General features: G+C 50.4%; 12 protein-coding genes. 6 read left to right on the forward strand and 6 right to left on the reverse strand.

Going from position 1 to position 16,871, the window contains the following annotated elements:
- Positions 1–51 precede the first annotated feature (51 nt).
- A complete protein-coding gene (locus MKX50_RS02180; RefSeq protein WP_339159984.1) occupies positions 52–1,476 on the forward strand; it encodes a family 43 glycosylhydrolase in 1,425 nt (474 codons plus the stop codon).
- Positions 1,477–1,531: 55 nt separating this feature from the next.
- Positions 1,532–3,772: a glycoside hydrolase family 95 protein gene (locus MKX50_RS02185; RefSeq protein ID WP_339159986.1), complete on the forward strand. Its 2,241-nt coding sequence runs from the start codon at positions 1,532–1,534 to the stop codon at positions 3,770–3,772.
- An 87-nt stretch (positions 3,773–3,859) separates the two neighbouring features.
- Here the strand turns inward: MKX50_RS02185 and MKX50_RS02190 are convergent, their stop codons facing one another.
- The 6 genes from MKX50_RS02190 to MKX50_RS02215 form a co-directional block, all read right to left on the reverse strand.
- Positions 3,860–4,837, reverse strand: a complete 978-nt coding sequence (locus MKX50_RS02190; RefSeq protein ID WP_213590861.1) for a DUF4179 domain-containing protein — start codon at positions 4,835–4,837, stop codon at positions 3,860–3,862.
- Between the two features lie 26 nt (positions 4,838–4,863).
- Positions 4,864–6,069 carry a DUF4179 domain-containing protein gene (locus MKX50_RS02195; protein WP_339158285.1) on the reverse strand — a complete coding sequence of 402 codons (1,206 nt, stop codon included), beginning with the start codon at positions 6,067–6,069 and terminating at the stop codon, positions 4,864–4,866.
- The gene (locus MKX50_RS02200) at positions 6,056–6,604 is read right to left on the reverse strand and encodes a sigma-70 family RNA polymerase sigma factor (protein WP_213590863.1); all 549 of its coding nucleotides are present in this window, start codon (positions 6,602–6,604) and stop codon (positions 6,056–6,058) included. Before MKX50_RS02200 ends, MKX50_RS02195 begins: the two co-directional genes overlap by 14 nt.
- Before the next feature lie 250 nt (positions 6,605–6,854).
- Entirely contained in the window at positions 6,855–7,772 is a 918-nt protein-coding gene (locus MKX50_RS02205; RefSeq protein ID WP_339158286.1) for an ABC transporter ATP-binding protein, read from the reverse strand.
- 2 nt (positions 7,773–7,774) lie between these two features.
- Entirely contained in the window at positions 7,775–8,461 is a 687-nt protein-coding gene (locus MKX50_RS02210; protein WP_339158287.1) for a hypothetical protein, read from the reverse strand.
- Between the two features lie 373 nt (positions 8,462–8,834).
- Positions 8,835–10,034 carry an ROK family transcriptional regulator gene (locus MKX50_RS02215; protein ID WP_339158288.1) on the reverse strand — a complete coding sequence of 400 codons (1,200 nt, stop codon included), beginning with the start codon at positions 10,032–10,034 and terminating at the stop codon, positions 8,835–8,837.
- 226 nt (positions 10,035–10,260) lie between these two features.
- Between MKX50_RS02215 and xylA the strand changes: the two genes are divergently transcribed.
- The 4 genes from xylA (at position 10,261) to MKX50_RS02235 (ending at position 16,816) form a co-directional block, all read left to right on the forward strand.
- On the forward strand, positions 10,261–11,577 hold the full coding sequence (xylA, locus tag MKX50_RS02220; RefSeq protein ID WP_339158289.1) for a xylose isomerase: 1,317 nt from the start codon (positions 10,261–10,263) through the stop codon (positions 11,575–11,577).
- Between the two features lie 125 nt (positions 11,578–11,702).
- Positions 11,703–13,202: a xylulokinase gene (gene xylB, locus MKX50_RS02225; protein WP_155611660.1), complete on the forward strand. Its 1,500-nt coding sequence runs from the start codon at positions 11,703–11,705 to the stop codon at positions 13,200–13,202.
- A 277-nt stretch (positions 13,203–13,479) separates the two neighbouring features.
- On the forward strand, positions 13,480–15,303 hold the full coding sequence (locus tag MKX50_RS02230; RefSeq protein WP_213590868.1) for a histidine kinase: 1,824 nt from the start codon (positions 13,480–13,482) through the stop codon (positions 15,301–15,303).
- Entirely contained in the window at positions 15,296–16,816 is a 1,521-nt protein-coding gene (locus MKX50_RS02235) for a response regulator transcription factor (protein WP_339158290.1), read from the forward strand. Before MKX50_RS02230 ends, MKX50_RS02235 begins: the two co-directional genes overlap by 8 nt.
- Positions 16,817–16,871 lie beyond the last annotated feature (55 nt).

Genomic DNA, 16,871 nt, shown 5'->3' on the forward strand with positions numbered 1-16,871 from the left:
TCAATATTTCGACAGTTTATATCAAAAAATAAGGAGTGCACAACATTAATGATGACAAAACAAGGTTTGAATCCATATCTTCCATCCTGGGAATACGTTCCTGACGGGGAGCCGCATGTTTTTAACGACAGGGTTTATGTTTACGGCTCCCATGATCGCTTTAACGGACATGCTTTTTGTTTAAACGACTATGTATGCTGGTCAGCACCCGTAGCAGATTTGGCGGACTGGCGGTATGAAGGTGTGATTTACAAAAAAACAGACGATCCGCTTAATCCGGACGGCGGCATGTGTCTGTATGCACCGGATGTCACCGTGGGACCTGATGGACGGTACTATCTGTACTATGTCCTAGATAAGGTTCCCATTGTTTCGGTTGCCGTCTGTGACTCTCCAGCTGGTGAATATGAGTTCTATGGCTATGTGAGATATTCGGATGGAACACGTCTAGGAGAAAGACAGGGCGATGAGCCTCAATTTGATCCTGCCGTGCTGACAGAAGGGGAATTCACTTATCTGTATACCGGCTTTTGTGCCATCGGGGACAAATCAAGAAAAGGGGCCATGGCCACGGTGCTCGGCCGGGATATGCTCACCATCGTGGAAGAACCGGTGTTTGTTGCGCCAAGCGAACCGTACAGCAAGGGCAGCGGATTTGAAGGACATGAGTTTTTCGAGGCGCCATCCATCAGGAAGCGAGGCGATACTTATTATCTGATCTATTCTTCGGTTGTCATGCATGAGTTGTGTTATGCGACCAGCCCATTTCCGACAAAGGGCTTTACATATCAGGGAGTCATTGTAAGCAATAATGATCTTCATATTGATTCTTATAAACCGGCTGACAAACCGATGTATTACGGAGGCAATAACCATGGCGGTGCTGTGGAAATTCAGGGGCAATGGTACATTTTCTATCACAGGCATACCAATGGTACCGCATTTAGCCGCCAGGGGTGTATGGAGCCCATTTCATTCCGGGAGGACGGAACGATCCCTCAGGTGGAGATGACCTCCTGTGGCCCGAACGGAGGGCCGCTTGCAGGGCGCGGCGAATATCCTGCATATTTGGCATGTAACCTGTTTTGTAAAGACGAAGAGCTGTATACAGGAGGTTTTGGCGCTTCCGGGGCATGGATGGACAGCCGGTTTCCGAAAATAACCCAGGATGGAAAAGACGGCGATGAGGAGATGGGATATATCGCCAATATGACGGATTCGGCTACGGCGGGGTTCAAGTATTTTGACTGCCATGGAATCAGGAGGATGACCATCCAGGTGCGTGGGTATTGCCGTGGTGCCTTTGAAATCAAAACCGCATGGAACGGCCCTGTTCTCGGAACGATTCCGGTTGAATTTTCAAACGTATGGAAACCGTATTCTACAGAACTTGTCATTCCCGACGGCATCCAAGCCTTGTATTTTACATACACTGGCATGGGAAGCGCGAGCTTGGCCTCGTTCACGCTGGAATAAGGTTGAATATATTCGTGATCTCAATCCAACGGATCGGAGGGGAAGCATGACTGCGATGGAACAGAAGCATGGTTTGTGGTATAGAGAACCGGCTGCGGAATGGAACGAAGCTCTGCCCATCGGAAACGGACGGCTGGGGGCCATGATCTTCGGGGGCACGGCCGAAGAGAAGCTGCAGCTTAACGAGGATTCGGTATGGTACGGCGGTCCGCGTGACCGCAACAATGAAGATGCACTGCCTCATTTGCCCCAAATACGCGAACTGATTATGGACGGACGGCTGCGGGAGGCGGAGGATCTGGCGGCGATGACGATGACGGGGCTGCCCGAAGCTCAGCGCCACTATTTGCCGCTAGGCGATCTGCTGCTGGCGTTCGCTGATCATGAGCCGCCTGCGGAAGACTACATCCGGGAGCTGGATCTCGAGCACGGCGTATCCCGCGTCAGCTATCGGATTGGCCAGGTGCGGTACACCCGCGAGATGTTCGCCAGCTATCCGGACCAGGCGATCGTCCTCCGAATTTCCGCCGACAAGGAGAAAGCCCTATCTTTCAGAGCCCGGTTCAACCGGCAGAACTGGAGGTACTTGGAGAAGTCGGAGAAATGGGGGCAAAGCGGGCTGGTTATGCGCGGGGAATGCGGGGGGAAGGGGGGCAGTTCCTTCTGCGCCGTACTGAAGGCGATCCCGGAAGGCGGCGACACCCGCACCCTTGGCGAACATCTGGTGGTGACCGGAGCGGATGCAGTTACACTGCTGCTCGTTGCCGGTACAACCTTCCGGCATCCGGATCCGGAGCTTTACGGCAAGCGGCAGGTGACGGCGATAAGCAAGTCCACTTATAGCGAGCAATTGGCCCGCCACGTTGCCGACTATCGGGAGCTGTACGGGCGGGTTGACATCGAGCTGCCGAAAAACCCGGACAGAACCACACTCCCGACCGATGAACGGCTAGCGCTAATCCGGAAAGGAGAAGAGGATCATGGCCTGATAGCAACTTATTTTCAATTTGGCCGCTATCTGCTCATTTCCTCCAGCCGGCCCGGCTCCTTGCCTGCAAATTTGCAGGGCATATGGAACGACAGCTTTTTGCCGCCGTGGGACAGCAAATTCACGATCAATATCAATGCCCAAATGAATTATTGGCTGGCGGAAAACTGCAATCTGAACGAGTGCCATGAGCCATTATTCGATTTGATCGAGCGGATGCGGGAGCCTGGCCGGGTAACGGCCAGGGTGATGTACGGCTGCCGGGGCTTCACGGCGCACCACAACACGGATATTTGGGCGGATACGGCTCCGCAGGATATGTATCTCCCGGCTTCCTACTGGCCGATGGGTGCGGCCTGGTTATGTCTGCACTTGTGGGAGCATTACCGGTTCAGTCAGGATCAATATTTCTTGCATCGGGCGTATGAGACCATGAAGGAAGCGGCACAATTTCTTCTCGACTATTTGATCGAGGACGGGGAGGGCCGTTTGATTACTTGCCCGTCCGTCTCTCCCGAGAACAGCTATAAGCTTCCCAATGGGGAGACAGGCATGCTGTGTGCTGGGGCTTCCATGGATTTTCAGATTATCGAGGCGCTATTTAGCGCCTGCATCCGCAGTGCGGAGATCATCGGACGGGATGAGGCGTTCCGGAAGGAACTTGCCACTGCCCTGAAGCGGCTCCCCAAGCCGCAGATCGGCAAATACGGCCAGATCCAAGAGTGGATGGAGGATTATGAGGAGATGGAGCCGGGACACCGCCATATATCCCATCTATTCGCGTTATTCCCGGGCGAAGCTTTTTGTGTAGAGCGCACCCCGGAGCTGGCCGAAGCCGCGCGGACGACACTGGAGCGCAGGCTGGCGAATGGCGGAGGCCACACCGGCTGGAGCCGGGCGTGGATAATCAATTTCTGGGCCAGGCTGCGGGAGGGGGCTAAAGCTTACGAGAATGTGAAGGAACTGCTCAGTCACTCCACGCTGCCCAATCTTTTTGACAACCATCCGCCGTTTCAAATTGACGGAAATTTCGGCGGGACGGCGGGCATTGCCGAGATGCTGCTGCAAAGCCATACCGGAATGATTCGATTGCTCCCCGCTTTGCCTGAAGGGTGGAGCGAAGGGAGGGTCAAAGGGCTGCGGGCCCGGGGCGGGTTCACCGTCGATTTCTCCTGGGCGGAGGGCCTTCTTACGGAGGTTGTCGTGAGCTGCGCGGTTGCCGCATCCTGCCGGTTGAAGGGGCCAGGGATCGGCATCATTTCATTTGATGGTGAGGCTGGCGGCTCCTATACGTTTGGCCAATCGTAGTTTCAATGTTGTCGTATAAGAACTTAAATATAAAAAAACCTTGCTCCGCGCCCAGAATACAAGGCGCGGGGCAAGGTTTACAATGGGTTACTTCACCTTTACAGTCATTTCGAGATTTTTAATATAATTTTTTACCAAATTGCCGTTTTCATCTCGTTTAAAACTGCCTGATGTTGCTCCTGGTGTTTCCATTTCAGGAATAAAAGCTTTGACCGTGATCGACTCGGTGTTTTTACTCAGGGCATCGATCACGAAATTGTGGTACCAGTGCCCATTTTTGTTGTTGTCGTTTGTTCCAAAGCTGGAAATTTGTTCGATCATGTTGCCTTCGTCATCTACGAACTCATAAATGATGCCCGAATGCTTGTCTTTGTCTAAGCCTTTCTCAATCAATTGAATACGGGAAGAATCTGAGGTTAGATTAAGCTTGCTCAAGGTGACGCTTAGGTTTCCGTGTTTTTTGGTCATATTTGGCTTCAAGGCCGTCGCTTTCTCTACGCTTTGCTGGATCGGCATTTCTAAGGTATACGGATTGTCTACACCTTCCAGCGTGATCTTGACGGTAAGCTTGAATTTATTTGAAAAAGCGAGCTCGTTGAGATGATCCCCCAGCCAGGATGGATCGACAATCTTAATTTCCGCTGTGTCTGGATTGGAGCCTTGCGCCCAACCGAGACTAGGTCTTTTATGCAGCTTTCCGTCGCCCATGTCATAAATATTTTTGCCATTCATGAAAATTTGAATGTCCTTAATGGCTCCTTTTGCCCATACATAATCCTCGGCCTGTTGATCAAAATGCCCTTTGGTTATTCCTGAAGTCAATCCTCCGCCGCTTCGATTTACGGTAATACCGATATAGTTGCCGTCATACAGCGCCTTACTTACGCTCAGCGTAATGCCGTTGTGGGTTACACTAGGATTTTGCGCCGACGCTTGTGCCGCCACGCTCGTAGGGGTAAGCAGGGGTGTACGGGATACATTCGCTGTCGCTGTTCCTAAAGCCGCTCCACCCAAAATCAAACTTGCTAAAGCGGCTGTTGTCATCACTTTATATACCTTTTTCATTTTAAACTCCTCCACATATGGTTTTATTATTTGGATAGGTTGTACAGTTTCTCTATTTCGTTCTGATTTACTTGTACGCTCATTTCAAGTTCTTTCACATAATGTTTGACAAGTTCTCCATTCTGATCAAGCTTGAACAAGCCCGTTTTGGCCGAAGGGTCGACCATTTCAGGGACAAATGCTTTCAGCGTTACTGTACTTGGGGCTTCCTTGAAGCGGTCAAATAACAGTTCACTCCGGCTTTCGCCAGCTTCTCCGAGCGCCCCCATGCCGCCGACAAAATTCAAGAGATTTCCTTGCCCATCCCATAGCTCGAATATTAAGTTCTGATAAGCTTCTCTCGACCCATCCTCTGGTTCCAGATTTAAAGTCACCTTCGTTGTCAGGGGGGTAAATTGAATTTCGTCCAGTGTGACGGTAACATTTCTCCAGTTTCTCGTTTCTCTAGGGGAGAGACTCGTTGTCTTCGTCTGCTTGCGAACAGGCATCTCGAAAACAAATGGCTCCTTGGTACCCTCCAGCCAAAATTGAGCTGTCAGTGTAAATTGATCTGGTAGAAAATATGCCGATTCCCCCGGGCCGGAATGGGCAGTTAACCGGAAAATCGCTGAATGAGGATCTTCTGTCGGCAGCCCGCTCAAACCGATGCGTTGGTTTCCCTTATATTCGTGGGTAGGTTTGCCGTTGATGAACATTTTGAAATCTCTGATTTCGCCTCTTTGGTGGATCACTTTCGCATTCTCCCCTTCTCCGACGACCTCGGAATCCAGAATAGCGTTGGGAAAATGATCGCCTTCTCGCTGAACCGCCAGAGACAAGCGAAGTCCGTCAAAGATGACCTGGGGCACATGCAGAGTAACTCCCTCATGGGTCACACTGGCTTTTGTTTCCTCGACCAGTCCTTGCTCCTCCGCTGTTTGTAGTCCCAAATCGTCAACCAGTTTGAAGATATTGCTGATGAGCGGCAGGTTTTTCAATGAATTTGCCAACGCTGGCGACATCATTACACCACTTAGTCCCCCGATAAAGATAAGGAGGACGGCAGCGGCTGTAGCGGCCCAAAATTTGCTCATGATCCGGCTGCGGATGTTATGCCCGGTTTTGTTCTCTATCGGATGATGGGGCAAGGAAGCGTAAACTTGATCCTGACGTTGACGAATGATCTCCGGTACTTCGTTTAGTTCTCCTCTGCCGATTTCCCGAAGCTTTTTATCGAGATCATATATTTCCATAAGTCAGCTTCCCCTCCTGTTTCCGCTTTATTTCATCGGCTAATATCCCGCGAGCCCGGTGCAGACGCGTTCGGACGGCTCCTTCGGAAATGTCCAGCACACTCGAGATTTGTTTAATTGACAAGTCTTGAAAATAAAACAAATGGATGACGATGCGCAATGACTCGTCCAGATGATCCACGGCCTCATGCAGATCCAGCTTGCTGCTGTCCTCGTAGTAATGGAACGGAGGCTCCGCTTCCGGGAGTTCTGCCATAACCACCGTCTTACTGCGCAAACGAAGCAACTGATTGCATTCATTGATCAGAATCCGGATGACCCAGGTTTTAAAATATTTTGGCTGTTGTAATGTGGCTAAGCCTTTGTACGCTTTAAGCGTAGTTTCCTGAAATGCGTCCGCACAGTCTTCGTCACGTCTGACAATGGACTTGGCCAAGCTATATAACTGAGGCTCCAGCATCCGGAAGAGCCGGATGAACGCTTCCCGGTCACCTTGCTGCGCCCGCTTGACGTCCAGTACTATATCTTGCTGCAAGAATTTCAACTCCTTTTGAGGGCCCTCTATAGAATTAGATCGGGGAGTGGGCGAAAAGGTTACAGGCTATGACCGACTTATTTGGAATAGGATGGATTGCAGTGATGTTTGGATTTTCCATAAAAATACCCTGACCAGGATTTGTGCCCTGGTCAGGGTCATTTGTTTTTTCTAGGTTTACTATGATGGGAGCGTGTATCAATCACGGGGGGCTGTTCGCGATAAAAGATATGCATCCTGCCGTTTTGTCTCAGGCCAGCTTCTCATCCAGAAAAATGTTTTCCAGCGAGACCCTTTCCCGTTCGATGCTGTAAATTCTGATTTTACACTCCACCGCGGCTTGGACAATCTCCGGGATCACCTCTTCCTCGTCGAGCTCTATCTCGACATAAGGGGGTTTACACTGCACGGCACCAGCCATCTGCTGTAACCGATCCAGCCACAGGCTTTCTTGTGATTGATCGCTGGCTTGATATTTGATAGTTATGTTGATGCTGCGGGTATGTGCCTCGCGAAGCTGTTCCAAGGTTCCCATTTTTTCAATTTTTCCATGGTTCAGAATAGCCACCCGATCACAGATGCGTTCAATTTCTTCGAGATTATGGGACGTCATGAATATAGTAATGCCTTGAGATGCTAGCGTACTGATCAATTGACGAATTTGCAGTGCGGACTCGACGTCCAGCGTCGAGGTGGGCTCATCTAGAAAAATCAGCTCTGGGGAGCCGATCAAAGCTTGAGCGATGCCTAATTTTTTTCTCATTCCAAGCGAGAATTGCCCGACCTTTCGGCCTAAATCCTCTCCTAGACCTACCGATTCAAGCAGGTCAACAAGCGAGTCCTTTCGGGCTGAAACCCCTTTAACTCGAGCGAAAAATTTCATATGCTGAATGGCGGTCATTTCATTGTAGTAATTACTGTTATCTGGCAAGACACCGATGCGCTGTTTGATTTTATTCATATGCCTGTAGGGTGTATTTAAGATCTCGATTGTGCCAGAAGTCGGTGTTAAAATGCCGCTCAGCATGTTGATGGTAGTACTTTTGCCAGCTCCATTTCTTCCGAGAAGAGCGAATACTTCTCCAGTCTCTAGACTAAAGCTGATATCATCCACGGCTTTCTTCGTCTTATACTCTTTAGACAGTTGGTTTACGATTAATGCTTTCATGCTTATAAATCCTTTCTCTGAAATAAAACCACGGCGGCTGCTAAGTAGACAAGGACCTCGGCCACAGTTACGAGCAGCAGTGCTGGTTGTTCAAACATTGGGTAGTAGGGAAGCAGATAACGCAAAGCACGGATCGGCACAACGGAGGAGAACATGCTCCAGATTCCAAAAATCGGCAGGGCCAGACCGAGCAGCACGCTCAGGATCACGGAATAGGCGTGGTGTATCACTAAGGTAGATAGCATAACGCAAATGCTGGACAGGAAGGCAAGATATATCCATAGAAATAGCAATTCATGAATGACAAAGGTTCGCGTGATAAAGGATACCAATACGAAAGAAATGAGAGATACGATGACCCAAAATAACCATACCGCCAAGAACTTGCCTAGAATCACTGAAGGGCGGGAGGTTTTGGTAATCAAAAGACGGATCCGCTGCAGCTGAATGTCGCGATTCACAATATCATGCGATAGAGTAAGCACAAATAGAGCCCCAAAGATCACCAGTATAAAAGATAATCCAGCCAGAGCCGTAGCCGACGGATTCGAGGATTCGTCCATAAATAGGGGGCTATTTCTCAAGCTGCGGGCGGCTAAAATGGATATTCCGGTAATAAATAAAACGATTAAAATAGATTTAATTCCTCTAATTAGGCCGACGAATTCTTTAATTACTATTCCTTTCATAACAATTCTCCTTCTTTCATCCCCTATACATTCTTTGATTCTCGAGTGAGCCACCTGCCAATAAGCCCGACCATGGCTAATCCTCCGAAAATAAACATCAGAGTCTTGTGCTCATAGAAAAAAAGCGGGTAATCAAGTAGCCGACAACACCTGCTAAACTTAACAGCTCAAACAGTTTACGCATAAATATCTCTCCTGTCCCTTATTCACTATTCGTATCCTATTAAGTTAGCAAATATTATACTTAGTTACAAGAAAATACCTGTAAATTATAGGTTTCTCAGCTGTACTGCTGCCTTATTTGCAAAAATATGGATTGAAACAATAAAAAGCCCTGACCAGGTAGAGTGTTCTGGTCAGGGCTTAATGAGTTTTAAAGCTGGGTTTTCTGCGAAGTGACATCCGGATCGGCTAGAAAGGAAGTGATTGGCATCGAGGCCGCGCCCAGGGCGGTGCTGCGAATGCCCAGCTCGGCGAAGGCGACCTGCGTCTTCTTCATATGATAGGACAAACTGCGGCTCTCCAGGGTATGCAGCATAGGCTCCTGAAGCAGATCTCCAGCCATCGACAGACGGTTGCCGATGACAATCAATTCAGGATTCAGAATGTTGACGAGGTTTGCTAGGCCGACGCCCAGATGCTTCCCCGTCTCTTCCAGCAGGGAGAGCGCATCGGGATCGCCTGCCCGGGCAAGGTTTAGCAGGCGCTCCAGCCCTTCCTCATCGGAAGCGGCCGAGCTGTCCTTCCAGCGCTGGGCTGCACGATCGAGCAGCGCCTTCTCCGAAGCGAGCGTCTCCCAACAGCCGCGGTTGCCGCAGCGGCAAAGGGGGCCGTTCTCGCTCACCGTCATGTGGCCCACTTCGCCGGAGAAATTGGAAATGCCGCGGTACAGCTCGCCGCCGACAATCATGCCGGAGCCGATCCCGACACCGATGCTGATATAAATCAAATTGGCGGCATCGCGTCCGGCCCCGTACAGCTTCTCGCCGATTGCCCCTGCGTTGGCTTCATTGTCTATGTGAATATTCTCCCCGAATTCGGAGACGAGTAAATTCTGAACAGCGACATTGTTCCAGCCCAGGTTCGGGGCCGAGACGATCCGGCTCTTCTCGTCGACGAGTCCCGGTACACCGATCCCGATGCCGACGATGCCGTAAGGCGATTCGGGCGCTTTCTTGCTGAGCCAGTGGATCATTTTGCGGATTTGGTCAATCGCATGATCAGGCGACGAATCCTCCAGGGGAACCGTTCGTTCCCGAATGACGTTCCCTTCCAGGTCTACGAGCAGGGCAAACAGATCGTTGACGCGGATATCGATGCCGATGGCATATCCGGCGCCGCGGTTGAACAGCAGCAGCGTAGGCTTCCGCCCGCCGCTCGATTCGCCAGGGCCGATTTCGGTGACCAGCTGGCTCTCGATCAGCTCGGAGACAAGCGAAGATACAGTGGCTTTATTCAGGCCGAGCGTAGCGGCGATATCGGCACGGGACAAGGGCTGCCGCTGACGAATCGTATCCAGAACGAGCGTTTTGTTCATTTTCTTGATCAGTTGCTGATCGCCCGTAATTTTCATGATGATACCCTCGATTCTACATAAAAGATAACTACATCATACACATAACGGTGATGCTAAATCAATAACTTAGTTAGTTTACTAGACAAACTAAGTCGGCCGTGTTAGGATAAAGATATCAAGCAGCATGCCTCGTCTAAATTTGGGTCATGCTACTAATAATCATCATGATGTAAAGGCTTACTTTCCACAAGTAATTCCAAATCAGACTGGGAGGATTTCAAGTATGAGTTATTTCAAGAACATTAACAAAATCCAGTACGAAGGTTCAGGCTCCAACAATCCGCTGGCATTCAAACATTATAACGAGGACGAAGTCGTACTTGGCAAAACGATGAAAGAGCATCTTCGTTTTGCGGTGGCTTACTGGCATACCCTGACGATGGACGGAAGCGACCCGTTCGGTCAAGCAACCATGATTCGTCCATGGGAGACTCGCACAGGTCTTGATCTTGCGAAGGACCGCGTGGAAGTAAACTTCGAATTCCTAGAGAAGCTCGGTGCTCCTTACTTCGCGTTCCATGACCGCGACATTGCTCCTGAAGGCGCAAACCTGAAAGAGACGAACGAAAACTTGGACGTTATCGTTGCTAAGATCAAAGAAGGCATGAAAGCTACCGGCGTGAAATTGCTCTGGAACACAGCGAACATGTTCTCCAACCCTCGTTTTGTTCACGGTGCAGCAACGACTTCCAATGCTGATGTATTTGCTTATGCAGCTGCACAAGTGAAGAAAGGTCTGGAAACAGGTCTTGAGCTTGGTTCTGAAAACTATGTATTCTGGGGCGGCCGTGAAGGCTACGAGTCTCTGCTCAATACGGACATGGGTCTTGAGCTTGACAACCTGGCAAGATTCTTCCATATGGCTCTTGATTATGCGAAGGAAATCGGCTACACAGGCCAATTCCTGATCGAGCCTAAGCCGAAAGAGCCTTCCAAGCACCAATACGACTTCGATGCGGCTACAACCATCGCATTCCTGCAAAAATACGGCTTGGCAGACCACTTCAAGCTGAACCTGGAAGCGAACCACGCGACACTGGCTGGACATACGTTCGAGCATGAGCTGCGCGTTGCACGCCTCAACAACATGCTGGGTTCCATCGATGCCAACCAAGGCGACCTGCTGCTTGGCTGGGATACGGATGAATTCCCGACAGATCTGTATGCAGTTACACTGGCAATGTACGAAATTCTGGAGAACGGCGGCCTTGGCGCTGGCGGCGTGAACTTCGACGCGAAGGTAAGAAGAAGCTCCTTCGAGCCGGAAGACCTGTTCTACTCTCACATCGCAGGTATGGATACCTTCGCCAAAGGACTTAAAGTAGCAGCTAAACTGATCGAGGACAAATTCTTCGACAACTTGCTGGAAGAGCGTTATGCCAGCTTCAAGAGCGGCATCGGAGCCGACATCGTATCCGGTAAAGCCAACTTCAAGACGCTGGAAGCTTATGCACTGCAAAACAGCGAGATCCGCAACAAATCCAGCCACCTGGAATTGGTTAAAGCTCGATTGAACGAATATATTTTCGCTACGAAATAAGATCACTACGAAATAAGATCACTATGAAATAAGAGCAATTATAAAGGGGACGCTGGACGTCCCCTTTTGAATATGAGAAGTAAGCTGGGAGCGGCAATTTTTATTTGGTGAAGGGAGAGTCACGGATGAAATACGTAATCGGAATCGATCTGGGCACTAGCTCGGTAAAGACGCTGCTGGTAGGCCAAGACGGAGAGATCAAAGGAGAAGCAACGGCAGCTTATCCGCTTATTCACGAGCGCCCCGGGTACAGTGAGCAAGACCCTGAAGAATGGGTAAAAGGCACGATCACCTGCCTCAAAGAACTGATGAAGAGCAGCGGCATCGCTGCCGAGGACATCGAAGGCGTCTCGTTCTCCGGCCAAATGCACGGCCTTGTGCTGCTGGACGATAAGAATGAAGTGCTGCGCCATGCCATTCTGTGGAATGATACCCGCACGACGAAGCAATGCCGGGAAATTGAAGCCAAGCTTGGCGACAAGCTGCTGGACATTACCAGAAACGCTGCATTGGAAGGCTTTACGCTGCCGAAAGTCCTGTGGGTGCAGGAGAACGAGCCGGAGCTGTTCGCCAAAGCGGCGCGTTTTGTGCTGCCGAAGGACTATTTGCGCTACCGCATGACGGGGAACGTACACATGGAACTGTCCGATGCGGCAGGTACGCTGATGCTGAACGTGCCGGAAGCGAAATGGAGCGAGGAAATTCTGGAGGCATTCGGGCTGTCCAGCGATTTTGCGCCTCCGCTGGTCGGAAGCACCGAAGAGACCGGAACTTTGCTGCCGGAATTCGCTGAACTGACAGGGCTTTCCACGAGCACCAAGGTATTTGGCGGCGGAGCGGACAATGCTTGCGGCGCTGTTGGAGCCGGGATCGTCCGTCAGGGCGATGCGCTGTGCAGCATCGGTACGTCCGGTGTTATTTTGTCGTATGAGGAAGATAAAAATAAAGATTTCGGTGGTAAGGTGCATTTCTTCAACCACTCTCATCCGGGAGCGTTCTATGCGATGGGCGTTACGCTGGCGGCAGGCTACAGCATGAGCTGGTTCAAGGATTCGCTCGCGCCGGAACTGAGCTTCGACGAGCTTTTGAAGCCGGTAGCCGATATCGCTCCTGGAGCGGAAGGGCTGCTGTTCACGCCTTATCTGGTCGGCGAGCGTACGCCGCATGCGGACAGCGTCATCCGCGGCAGCTTCATTGGACTGTCTGGCACGCATCGCCGCGAGCATCTCGCCCGCGCTGTGATGGAGGGCATCACCTTCTCACTGGCAGAATCGCTGGAGCTGTTCCGTCAAGCGGGAATTAACGTGGAGCGCATTATCTCGATCGGCGGCGGCGCCAAGAATCCGGTATGGCTGCAAATGCAGGCGGATATTTTCGGCACGCCGGTCGTTGCATTGAACAACGAGCAGGGCCCGGCCATGGGCGCAGCGATGATGGCAGCGGTTGGCAGCGGCTGGTTTGACAGCCTGAAGGACTGCGCGGATAAATTCATCGGTTACCGTGCCACATACGAGCCAAATGCGGCGAATGTCGAGAAATATGCACGGTTGTTCAAGCTCTACCAGCAAGTATACTCGGCAACCCGTTCCTTGAACGAGGGCTTGCAGGAGTTCAGAGAGCAGTAATCGCAGCAAGAACAGCTTAAGCAGCAATGGTGGACAAAAGCGCAAGAGCGCAAAAAGCCAGAACAATAGTGAAAGAGAGCACCTGGAAGGTGCTCCCTTTGGCGTAAAATGAACAAATCTGCTTCAGCCATTCGTAAATAAAGACAGTAGAATAAACCTAGAGGAAATTGCCTTTTGCAGGGGTGATTTCCTTTTTTTTATTTCATTTGGGCGGCGTTCCTTATAAGAAATTTGCACGCAGCCATGTTATAATAAGCGATATTCTGAGGAGGTTACCATGATTATCGGCAATGTATACCGAAAGTATTTCAAGAACAATCTGTTTTTGAAAATGATTCTGTTCTTTTCGATTATCATGATTGTGACAATTATAACGTTCTCGTACTTGATGTTCTTATCCTTGTCGGAGGCTGCGGTACAGCGTCAGATGAACATCCAGAAACGGGCGGTTGAAAGCGTTAGCAGCTATGTCAGCGGGAAATACGAATCGGTGCAAAATATGATGCGCGATGTGTACCGGGACAGCGAGCTGGCGAGCAACACCTCTTTTCTTATGGAGCATCCCTATGAAGAGTATGTCCGGTTCAGATTGGATAAGTTCTACAGCGATATCGGAGCAACAACTGATGCGGTTCAGTTCTTCCGCAATAAGATGGAGGATGATCCCGACATTCGCAGCTTGATGCTGTACAGTGCGGATCAGCAGCAATTATATGTCTACAATCAGCATAAGCAGTTCAAAATCATCCCGACAAACGCGGCCCGCTCCTTCGTGCCGGATGCGATGTACCTGGAAGAAGAGGCCCAGGTATCGATCCCGAACATTTGGGTACGGAAAATTGTGAATTTGCCAGAGCAGTCGATGTACTCGCTTCGCGTCCCGGTGAACAACAAGCAATCACTGCGCAATGTCGGGCAGCTGCTCGTTTATTTTGATGCGGAGAAGATTTGGGGGAGCCTGGCGAATTATCGCGATGATTTTAAAGGGACGATCGTTGTGCTGTCCGCGGACGGCGACGTCTTGTTCGACACTTCAAATACGTTGTACGGCCGCAAGTATCCGTATGCAGAACAGATCAGCTCCATTTATGACACTGGGGTAATCGGTGAAGATATGACCATCACGAAACTGACCCAGAGCCAGGGAGGATATACCGTGCTCAGCGCGGTGCCAAAGGAAGAGCTTGCCGCCACCTACCGGGGCGTGCGCAATTCGATCATTACGATCGCCTTGATTTGCATACTGGTCGCCATTATCGTTCCGTCCTTGTTTATCGGCAATTTTGCTAGACGGATCTATAACATCATTCGTTTGATGAGAAAAGTGAAGAAGGGCGACCTGAAAGCGCGTATCGATGATCCCCGTGAGGATGAGCTTGGACAAATTTCCAAGAGCTTCAATGATATGCTCGATGAACTGAACTTGTATATTGATCGCGGGCTCAAGGCGGAAATCAAGCAGAAGCACGCGGAGCTCGCCGCGCTGGAGGCGAGGGTGAATCCCCACTTCCTGTACAATACGCTTGAAGTCATTCGCATGCGGTCCATATCCCACGGAGCCCATGATGTCGCGGAGATGATCTACAGCCTGTCGGTGCTGTTCAAGAGCTTTGTTCAGCAGAAAAGCAACTATACGCTGAAGGACGAGCTGGAGGCTTGCCGCTTGTATCTGGAGCTGTTTCGCATCCGGTACAAGGATAAGTTTTCCTACAGCATCCGATGCGATAGGCCGTTTGAGAGCATTCCCATTTTTAAAATGTCGCTGCAGCCGATCATTGAAAATTACATTCTGCATGGCATGAGGGCGGACAGGAATGACAATCATATTGAAATATCCGTACAGCCAAGCGGCGAGGATTGTATCGTCCAGGTCAGGGACAATGGCAAGGGTATTGCGCGGGAGCGGCTGGAGCAAATCATGACTGGACTGTATCATCCGGACAAGAACGCGGAATCGTTCGGGCTGCGCAGCATCCATGAGAGACTGGGGCTGCTCTTTGGCGACCGTTACGGCCTTGAAATCGAAAGTGAAGAAGGACAGGGCACCACACTTACCATTCGTTTTCCCCGGAAGGGAGAGGGGGTAATCAACCATGTTTAAAGTGTTTATCGTAGACGATGAGCCGTTCATTATCGAGGGGCTTTACGATATTGTCGATTGGGCTAAGCTCGGCATGGAAATTGTGGGCCATGCGGAGAATGGCGCGATTGCGCTTGAAGCGATGAAGGTAACGCCAGCCGATATTCTAATTACGGATATTTCGATGCCCGTGATGAGTGGATTGGATTTAATCCGCCATGTCCGGGCTGTTCATCCCGAGTTGAAAGTCATCGTCCTTAGCGGATATAACGAGTTTGATTACTTGAAAGAAGGCATGGCGCTTGGGATTGAGAACTATCTGTTGAAGCCGATCAATTTGGAAGAATTCAAGGGAACCTTGAGAACGGTTGCCCAGAAGTTGAATGTGAACCGGTCGGAGCTCGCCTTGAACGAGCAGAGCATGCGGATATTGAGGGACAATGTGATGTATCGCTGGCTGCAGGATCAGATTAGTCCAAAGGAGTTCCAGGAGCGTGCCGATCTGCTGGGCATTGAGCTCGATCAGCGGTATGTGCAGGTATCCATACTGCGAGCCGGGCATTCTATGGCAGAGGTGTTCGATTCTGTAATGAATCAGCTGAGTTCGTCGGAGAATGTTGTGCCCTTCCGGGATATGGACGGCGACATTGTGCTTGTGTTCAACGCGGATGATGTGTCGTCGTGCAAGGAGGATGCGGAACGAATCAGCGATAATCTGCGCCTGCTCCTGTCCCCCCATAACAAAATTTGTGCATCACTTGGCAGTGTGGAGAAGGTGGAGGATGCCTCGCAAAGCTACAGTCATGCCAAACGGGCACAGGAATATTTCATGGTCAGATCAGCCGACCGGATTTTACGTTATGAGGATTTGGCTAGCCGGCAGCAGGAGACGCGCCTCGGAGATTGGCCGATCGACTGGAATGAATACAAGAAGGAAGTTATGGCGAAGGATACGAAGGCGTTGTTTCTTCGCATCGAGAAGGACTTCGCTTATCTGCAGCAATTGGAGGGTATGACGCCGGATCTGCTGCAGGAGATCGCGATGGAATGGCTGATTCGCTTCAAGATGCTGCTGCAGGAAATCACCCATACCGATGATCCGGAGCCGTACAAGGGTGGGCTTAGCCAAATTCGGAGGGCGACAACCTCGGCCGAACTGATGGAGATGATCAAGGAAGCGGCGGCTATGACGGTGGATCTGCTTGAACGCGACGTGAAGAGTCCGGTCGTCCAGCAGGTGCTAAATTATATTCATGATGCGTACAATCAGGATTTGTCGCTGAAGGTGCTTGGCTCGATGTACAATATCCATCCGGTGTACCTGGGACAATTATTTCATAAAGAAGTTAATGAGACGTTCACCGAGTATATTAACCGATACCGGATCGAGAAAGCGAAGGAACTGCTGCGGATGACGAACATGAAGGTGCAGGAAATCGCACGGAAGGTCGGGTATTGGGAGACCGGTTATTTTTATAAACAATTCAAAAAATACGTCGGTATATCGCCGACTGAATTCAAAGGGCTTAGCTAGCGGAACATGCCGCTGGAAAGCCCTTTCTTTATTTTATACATGGATTTATTTAATT

It is taken from the genome of Paenibacillus sp. FSL W8-0186 (assembly GCF_037969765.1).
GTDB classification, from domain to species: Bacteria; Bacillota; Bacilli; order Paenibacillales; family Paenibacillaceae; genus Fontibacillus; species Fontibacillus woosongensis.

What these genes read in the sequence shown, in the direction of transcription:
- MKX50_RS02180 (WP_339159984.1), top strand. Translation starts at nt 52, where the DNA reads ATGACAAAACAAGGTTTGAATCCATATCTTCCATCCTGGGAATACGTT.
- MKX50_RS02185 (WP_339159986.1), top strand. Translation starts at nt 1,532, where the DNA reads ATGGAACAGAAGCATGGTTTGTGGTATAGAGAACCGGCTGCGGAATGG.
- MKX50_RS02190 (WP_213590861.1), bottom strand. Translation starts at nt 4,837, where the DNA reads ATGAAAAAGGTATATAAAGTGATGACAACAGCCGCTTTAGCAAGTTTG.
- MKX50_RS02195 (WP_339158285.1), bottom strand. Translation starts at nt 6,069, where the DNA reads ATGGAAATATATGATCTCGATAAAAAGCTTCGGGAAATCGGCAGAGGA.
- MKX50_RS02205 (WP_339158286.1), bottom strand. Translation starts at nt 7,772, where the DNA reads ATGAAAGCATTAATCGTAAACCAACTGTCTAAAGAGTATAAGACGAAG.
- MKX50_RS02210 (WP_339158287.1), bottom strand. Translation starts at nt 8,461, where the DNA reads ATGAAAGGAATAGTAATTAAAGAATTCGTCGGCCTAATTAGAGGAATT.
- MKX50_RS02215 (WP_339158288.1), bottom strand. Translation starts at nt 10,034, where the DNA reads ATGAAAATTACGGGCGATCAGCAACTGATCAAGAAAATGAACAAAACG.
- xylA (WP_339158289.1), top strand. Translation starts at nt 10,261, where the DNA reads ATGAGTTATTTCAAGAACATTAACAAAATCCAGTACGAAGGTTCAGGC.
- xylB (WP_155611660.1), top strand. Translation starts at nt 11,703, where the DNA reads ATGAAATACGTAATCGGAATCGATCTGGGCACTAGCTCGGTAAAGACG.
- MKX50_RS02230 (WP_213590868.1), top strand. Translation starts at nt 13,480, where the DNA reads ATGATTATCGGCAATGTATACCGAAAGTATTTCAAGAACAATCTGTTT.
- MKX50_RS02235 (WP_339158290.1), top strand. Translation starts at nt 15,296, where the DNA reads ATGTTTAAAGTGTTTATCGTAGACGATGAGCCGTTCATTATCGAGGGG.